Raw genomic sequence first — 6,751 nt, forward strand, 5'->3', positions numbered from 1 at the left:
GTCACGCCACCTCCATTTCGGCCGCCCACGCCGGGGCGGAGGTCAGCACGATCGTGGTGCGGCCGGCTCGGTGCCGGGCGACGCCGCGGGCGACGGCCTGCTCCGTCACCGAGTCCACGGCCGTGGTCGGATCCACCAGCACCAATGCCGGCGGATCCGCCAGCAGGGCCCGGGCCAATGCGATGCGCTGTCGCTGGCCGCCGGAGAGCATGACCCCCGCGTCGCCGATGCGGGTGTCCGTGCCGTCGGGCAGTACCTCGATGACGTCGATGCAGCCTGCGGCGGCGAGCGCGGCGTCGATCTCCGGCCCCGTGGCGTCGGGGCGCACGGCCAGCAGGTTCTCCGTGACGGTGCCATCGAACAGGTCCGCCGAATGCGGGGCGGTGACCACGCGGTCCAGGACGTCGCCGAGGTCGGCCTCCGCCAGGTCCACGCCGTCGACGAAGTACGTGCCCGCCTGCGGGCGACGGGTGATCGTCAGCGCGTCGACGATCGTCTGCATCTCCTCCGCGCCGACGGCGATGACGCGATGCGCCCCCGGCGACACGGCCTCGCCGTCGATGACGATGCGGGCGGGGTCGTCGTCACGCAGATCCCGGCCCACCGGAGTGCCGTCCTCCTCCACCGCGTAGGGCTCGCGGAGCAGGCCGAGGACACGCTCGGCCGAGGCCACCGACGTCGCCCACACCGCCGAGGCGTTCTTGCCCAGGGCCGTCATCGGATCGATGATGAACTGCGCGAGCCCCACGACCGTGATGAGTTCGCCGACGGTGAGGTGTCCCTGAATCGCCGCGACGCCGGAGCCTACTGCGACGAGGGTGACGAACACGCCGCCGAGGACCTCCACGGAGCCGATGAGCCGGGCCTCGGCGTCGACGGCGTGGACCGTGGCGTCCAGCGCCTCGCGGGAACGTGCCCGGTACCGGGAGGCGGCGGTGCGGCGGGCGCCGAGACCCGCCAACGTGCGGAAACCCGCCACCAGGTCAGCTGCGGTGGCCGACGCCCGGGCGGCCGCGGCTTGACGACGGCCCACCCGACGGCGCAGCGGCGCCCCCGCCGCCATCGACCCCCAGGTGAGCAGGGCGCCGCCGACGAGGACGACGAGGCCGACGGGCACGGAGACGGTGAGCAGGATGATCGACGCGAAGATCAGCGCCGCGACCTCCGCCACGGGGCGCAGACCCACCATGACCGCGCGGGCGGTGTTCTGCGCGTCCGTCGTGGCCACGGCCAGCAACGCGCCCGGCGGACGGGTGCCGTTGGTGAAGCCGCGCCGGTCGATGATGCGGTCGGTGAGCTGCATGCGCAGGGCGTGCTCGACGGTGAGCATCGCGATGGTGCCCAAACGGCCGCCGAAGCGTGCCGCGAGGTCGAGCGCCAGGAAGACCGCCGCCAGCACGAGCATCCACGACCACAGCGCCGTGGAATTGCCGTCGGCGATGGCGGTGTCGACCGTGCGCCCGGCGACGACGGGCACCAGGGCTTCGCACACCTGGTGCACGATCATCAGCAGCATCGCCGGGATCGTCACCGGCTTGCGCGAGAACATCACCCGCAGCTGATACTTCGCGGGCGACGTCGTCGCGTCGAAGGCGGGCGGCGCAATCGACGGCGGCGTGGCCGGCGCGGTGATGAGCGGCAAAGGGGAACCTCCCGGGTCGATGCTGGCGGCAAGGAAGTCTTACCTTAGCCAGCAGCCACCCCCGGATCCCATGCGGTGGGGCCGCTCGAACACTGGAGGCGCATCGATGTTTTGGGTAGCCTACCCTCATGAGTCAAGAAGTCATCAGCGCTTCCTCCCCCGGTCTGGCGCCCTTCCGGCTTTTCCGGACCACCGTCACGACGATCGATCGGTCGCGCCCGAACATAGTCCGCGTGACCTTCGGCGGCGACTGCCTCCGCCGTTTCGGTCGAGGCGGACTCGACCAGCGCATCAAGCTCTTCTTCCCCCGCATCGACGACGTCACCGATCGCGCACTGCCCCTGCCCGACCTCGGCCCGGATCTCTTCGACGCGGACGGTGCCGGCGACGACACCGCTTTCGCTCGGCTGCGGTCGATCAAGTCCGCGCCCGACGCCCCGCACGTGCGCACATATACGGTGCGCCGGATCGACCCCGACGGCACGGCCCTCGACGTCGATCTGGTCGCCCACGGCACCACGAGCCCGTCCGCGCGCTGGCTGGCGCAGGTCCGGCCGGGCGATCCGCTCACCATCCTGGGCCCCGACGAGTTGTCCGCGGGGCGTCTCGGCGGCATCGAGTGGCGGCCCGGCGCGGCGTCGTCCATCCTCATCGCCGGCGACGAGACCGCCCTGCCCGCCATCGCCGGGATCGTCGAACAGGGCGGAGTTCCCGCCGACGCACGGGTGCGCATCGTCGTCGAAGCGCCTGATCTGCGCGATCTCGACGATCTCCGCACCCCCGCCGAATGGAACGTCGTCAGGCTGGCCCGCCCGGACGACATCGCCCCCGGCGAATTGCTTTCCGACGCCGTGCGCGCCTTCCTCGCCGACGAACCGGGATTCCTCCGCGGACGAACCGCCGGGCACGACGGACCCGACGATGTCGAGGCGGACGCCGGAGAAGTCGTCTGGGACCTCGCCGCAGATCATCCCGACGGCGGCGGTTACGCGTGGTTGGCGGGAGAAGCCTCTGCGGTGACCGGGCTGCGCCGCCATCTGGTGCGGGACCTCGGCGTCGACAAGTCGCGGGTTTCGTTCATGGGATACTGGCGCGCCGGCCGCGAAGGCGCCTGAAGGTTCAGACGGTGCCGCGGGCCACGATCAGCGGCGCCTTCCCCCCGGTCGGGTCGTCGAGGACGTCGGCGCGCAGGCCGTAGGCCTCGGCGAGCAGCTCCGGGGTGATGGCGTCGCGGGGGCCGCCGTCGGCGAGGATCGCACCGTCCTTCATCACCACCACGCGGTCGGAATACATCGCCGCCATCGACAGGTCATGCAGCACCATCACGACGGTGCGGCCCTCGTCGGCGAGCCCGCGCACCAGGTCGAGCATCTCGATGGCGTGCGCGGGGTCGAGATAGGTGGTCGGCTCGTCGAGAAGCAGCACCGGGGTCTCCTGCGCCACCGCCATGGCCAACCACGCGCGCTGCCTCTGCCCGCCCGACAAGGTGGCCAGGTCGACGTCGGCGAGCTCGGCGGTGCCGGTGCGTTCCAGCGCCTCGGCGACGACCGCGCGGTCGCGGGCCGAGATCCCCCGCCACCGAGGACGGTGAGGGTGTCGGCCGCGGGCGACGAGTTCACCGACGGTCAGCCCCTCCGGCGCCACCGGATGCTGAGGGAGCACGGCCACGCGGCGGGCGCAGTCGCGGGCCGAGAGCGAGTGGACGTCGACGTCGCCGATGCGCACCCGACCCGAACGCGGCACGAGCAGACGGGACATGGTCCGCAGAAGAGTCGATTTGCCGCAGCCGTTGGGCCCGAGCAGCGTGGTCACGTCTCCCGGTGACGCGGTCAACGACGTCCCGCGGACGATGTCCGGGCCCTCGCCATATCCGGCGACGACCGCCTCGACGGTGATGTTCATGGGATGCTCCTCGAAATCGATCCGCGCACGACCAGCGCGACCAGAACGGGTCCGCCGATGATGGCGGTGATCAGGCCCACCGGCACGGTCACCGGGAGCAGCGACGCGATGACCGCACACCCGGAGATGAGCGCCGCGCCCGCGGCGGCGGATGCCACCGGCGGCGCGGTGGGGGCTCGGGACGCCAGCCGCGCCAGCTGCGGGGCGACGAGCGCGACGAACCCGATGGGCCCCACCACCGACACGGTCACCGCGACGAGGCCCGTCGACGCGATGAGCAGCGTGGCCCGCACTCGGTCGACGTCGACGCCGAGCGCGCGCGCCGAATCGTCGTCATGCGCCAGCAACGGAAGGTCCCGCGTGCACCAGGCACCGAGCGCCGCAAACGACACCGTGGCGGCGAGCAGCGGCGGAATCGCCTCCCAGCGGACCAGGCCGGTCGACCCGGCCAGCCAGGTCTGCGCCTCGGCCGCCCGCGACAGGTCCGCGCGGACCATGAGGTAGGACACCGCCGCATGACACATCAGCGACAGGGCGACGCCGACGAGGATGACCCGGCTCGACGTGCCGAGTCCGCCGAATGCGAACAACAGGGCGACGATCGCCGCGGCGCCCGTCATCGCGAGCAGACAGCGCCACCAGAACGTCGGGATTCCATCGGCGAACTCCGGCCGCGCCACCAGCGTGCCCAGCACCACGGCCACCGCCGCTCCCCCGGACACGCCCAGCACGTCCGGTGACGCGATCGGGTTGCGCGACGACGTCTGCGTCCACGCCCCGGCCAGACCGAGCGCCGCGCCGACGAGTGGTGTGGCGATGGCCACCGGCATCCTCAGATCCCATACGACGGCGATCTCGCGACCGGTGCCGCCGCCCATGAGCACGGACAGGACCGTCGACGGCGGGATCGACACCGGACCGAGGCCGAGCATGAGCACGTACGCGACTGCCGCGACCGCCCCGAATCCTGCGGCGGTGAGCCCGGCGGCGATGATCCTGCGATCAGCTGCGGGCACGACGCTCCCCCTTTCGGACCGCGTACACGAACAACGGGGCGCCGACGAGGGCCAGCACGATGGACACCTCGACCTCGCCCGGCCGCACCACCATCCGTCCGACGACGTCGGCGAAGACCGTGAGCGCGGCTCCCGCGACCGCAGCAGCCGGCAGCAACCGGACCAGCGACGGCCCCGTCAACGGCCGGATCAGGTGCGGAGCGGCGAATCCCACGAAGGCCACCGGCCCCACCGCCGCCGTCGCGGAGCCGGCGAGCACGACGACGGCGGCGAGCATCGCGGCCCTGACCGCCCCCGGCGATGAACCGAGCCCCGCCGCGACGTCATCGCCCATGGTCAGCAGGTCCATCGACCGTGCGAAGGTGGCGGCGATGACTCCGCCGACGACCAGCCCGCCGACCGCCAGCGCCGCGTCCTCGGCCGCCTTTCCCGACATGGAACCGACGGTCCATTGCCGCATGCCGTCGAGCACCGCATGGGATTGCAGCGCCAGCAGCGTCGTGGCCGCGGTGAAGGCCGCCGACGCGCCGACGCCGACGAGGATCAGGGTCAACGGATCCGCCGATGCGCGCGACGCCCCGAACACGAAAAGCGCGGCCGCGGCGGCGCCGGCCATGGCCAACGGCGCCCGGGCGAACGATCCCGCCGCCCCGGCGGTCAGGCCCACCGCAACCGCGAAGGCGGCGCCGGAGGTGATGCCGATGATCCCGGGGTCCGCCAACGGATTGCGCGTCCACGTCTGCGCGATCGCCCCGGCCATGGCCAGCGAAGCCCCGACCCCCAATCCGAGGATCGTCCTGGGCACCCTCAGCTCCCAGACCACGTGGACCAGGTCACCGAAGACGCTGGTCGCCGCGGAGGGCCCGTCGCAGAGTACTGCGAGCACCTCGGTCGGAGACGTCGGCCTGGCGCCGATGAACACGGACGCCGCCGCACAGGCGATCAGCGTCGCCGCGAGGGCGACGGGCCAGACGCGGCGGGCTCCGGTCACAGCTGGTCGGCGAACTTGTCGATCGTCCACGGAATGGTGACCGGGTTCGGCATGCTCATGGCGTTGCCCGTGTCGGAACCGAGGAAACGCACGCGGCCATCCTTGACCACGTCGAGATTCATGAACGTCGGGTCCTTCTTCAATGCATCGACGGCGCCCATGTAGTCGAGCACGAACAACACGTCGACGTCGTTGAGATCCGCGTAATTCTCCGGCGCGAAATCCTTGTAGAAGGTGCCGTCGTCGGTCTTCTGCAGATCATCGGGGATGGTGTAGCCCAGATTCTCGACGAACTGGCCACGGCCGTCGCCGTCGGTGTACAGGCCGATCCTTCCGTCGTAGGGCATGACGATCGCCGCGGTCTGGTCGGCGGTCTCCGGATGCTCCTTCTTGAACTCCGTGAACTTCGCCTCGGTGTCGGCGATCAGTTTCGCGCCCTCCTCGGGCTTGCCGACGGCCTCCGAAATGGTTCGCACCTGGGAATCCCACGGCACCTGCCAATCGGCGTACTCGTCGTCGTGGAGGGTCACCGGCGCAATGGCCTCGAGGTCCTTCTTGGCCTGCTCGTCGACGGCGTTGTTGACCGCGATGATCTGCGTCGGGTCGGACGCGGCGATCTTCTCCACGGTCTCGGCCGTGAAGCCGGTGCCCGTGCCGTAGACGACGTCGGGCCTGGCGTCGCCGAGCAGCTCCATCGACCACGGGCCCACCCCGGATTCGTCGACGTCGCCCTCGGCGCCCCACGGAGCGATCAGCACGGGGTCGATGCCCAGTGCCAGCAGCGTGTCGGCGTCGCCGAGGCCGACGGCCGCAACTCGCTCGACGCCTTCCCCGTTCGCGCCGGCGGCGGCCGTTTCGGCTCCACCGTCGCCGCGCGAGCAGCCGGTCACGGCCAGCGCGGTCGCTGCCACGAGCGCCACCGCCTTGGCGATCATCTTCCGGCCATGGTTGTTGTTCACGATCCTGAACTCCCGTTCGTCGTTGACGCGGCGCACCGCCGCACGGGAGCACCATAGGTGACCCGTCACCCATTTGACAAGGCTACCCTTGCTCGTGCTGGTAGGGGCGGGTACCGCGAATTCCGGTGGGACGGCGGGAAGAAAGAATCCCCGGGGCCCAAAGGGCCCCGGGGTTTTGTTGCGCTCACCGTTCACATCACGCGACGCAAACGGGCTCATCCGGATCTGGAGTGCGTAATTA

6 protein-coding genes are annotated in these 6,751 nt (G+C 71.2%); 1 reads left to right on the plus strand and 5 read right to left on the minus strand.

Going from position 1 to position 6,751, the window contains the following annotated elements:
* Position 1 precedes the first annotated feature (1 nt).
* Positions 2-1,642: an ABC transporter transmembrane domain-containing protein gene (locus tag HMPREF3121_RS06790; RefSeq protein WP_070521345.1), complete on the minus strand. Its 1,641-nt coding sequence runs from the start codon at positions 1,640-1,642 to the stop codon at positions 2-4.
* A gap of 128 nt (positions 1,643-1,770) precedes the next feature.
* Here HMPREF3121_RS06790 and HMPREF3121_RS06795 point away from each other — a divergent pair, with 128 nt between their 5' ends.
* Positions 1,771-2,757, plus strand: a complete 987-nt coding sequence (locus tag HMPREF3121_RS06795) for a siderophore-interacting protein (protein WP_070521348.1) — start codon at positions 1,771-1,773, stop codon at positions 2,755-2,757.
* Positions 2,758-2,761: 4 nt separating this feature from the next.
* On the opposite strand, the gene HMPREF3121_RS06800 is transcribed toward HMPREF3121_RS06795, so the two are convergent.
* From HMPREF3121_RS06800 to HMPREF3121_RS06815, 4 genes are read right to left on the minus strand one after another with little or no spacing between them, the layout of a single operon-like run.
* Complete coding sequence (locus HMPREF3121_RS06800; protein ID WP_070521350.1) at positions 2,762-3,544, minus strand: ABC transporter ATP-binding protein; 783 nt, start codon at positions 3,542-3,544, stop codon at positions 2,762-2,764.
* On the minus strand, positions 3,541-4,560 hold the full coding sequence (locus HMPREF3121_RS06805; protein ID WP_239251306.1) for a FecCD family ABC transporter permease: 1,020 nt from the start codon (positions 4,558-4,560) through the stop codon (positions 3,541-3,543). The genes HMPREF3121_RS06800 and HMPREF3121_RS06805 overlap by 4 nt, the downstream gene beginning before the upstream one ends.
* The gene (locus HMPREF3121_RS06810; protein ID WP_070521353.1) at positions 4,547-5,551 is read right to left on the minus strand and encodes a FecCD family ABC transporter permease; all 1,005 of its coding nucleotides are present in this window, start codon (positions 5,549-5,551) and stop codon (positions 4,547-4,549) included. Before HMPREF3121_RS06810 ends, HMPREF3121_RS06805 begins: the two co-directional genes overlap by 14 nt.
* Positions 5,548-6,486 (minus strand): ABC transporter substrate-binding protein, encoded by a 939-nt coding sequence (locus HMPREF3121_RS06815; protein WP_070521369.1) that lies wholly within the window; start codon positions 6,484-6,486, stop codon positions 5,548-5,550. The genes HMPREF3121_RS06810 and HMPREF3121_RS06815 overlap by 4 nt, the downstream gene beginning before the upstream one ends.
* Positions 6,487-6,751 lie beyond the last annotated feature (265 nt).

Origin of the sequence: Corynebacterium sp. HMSC11E11 (genome assembly GCF_001807025.1) — a bacterium.
GTDB lineage: Bacteria > Actinomycetota > Actinomycetes > Mycobacteriales > Mycobacteriaceae > Corynebacterium > Corynebacterium freneyi.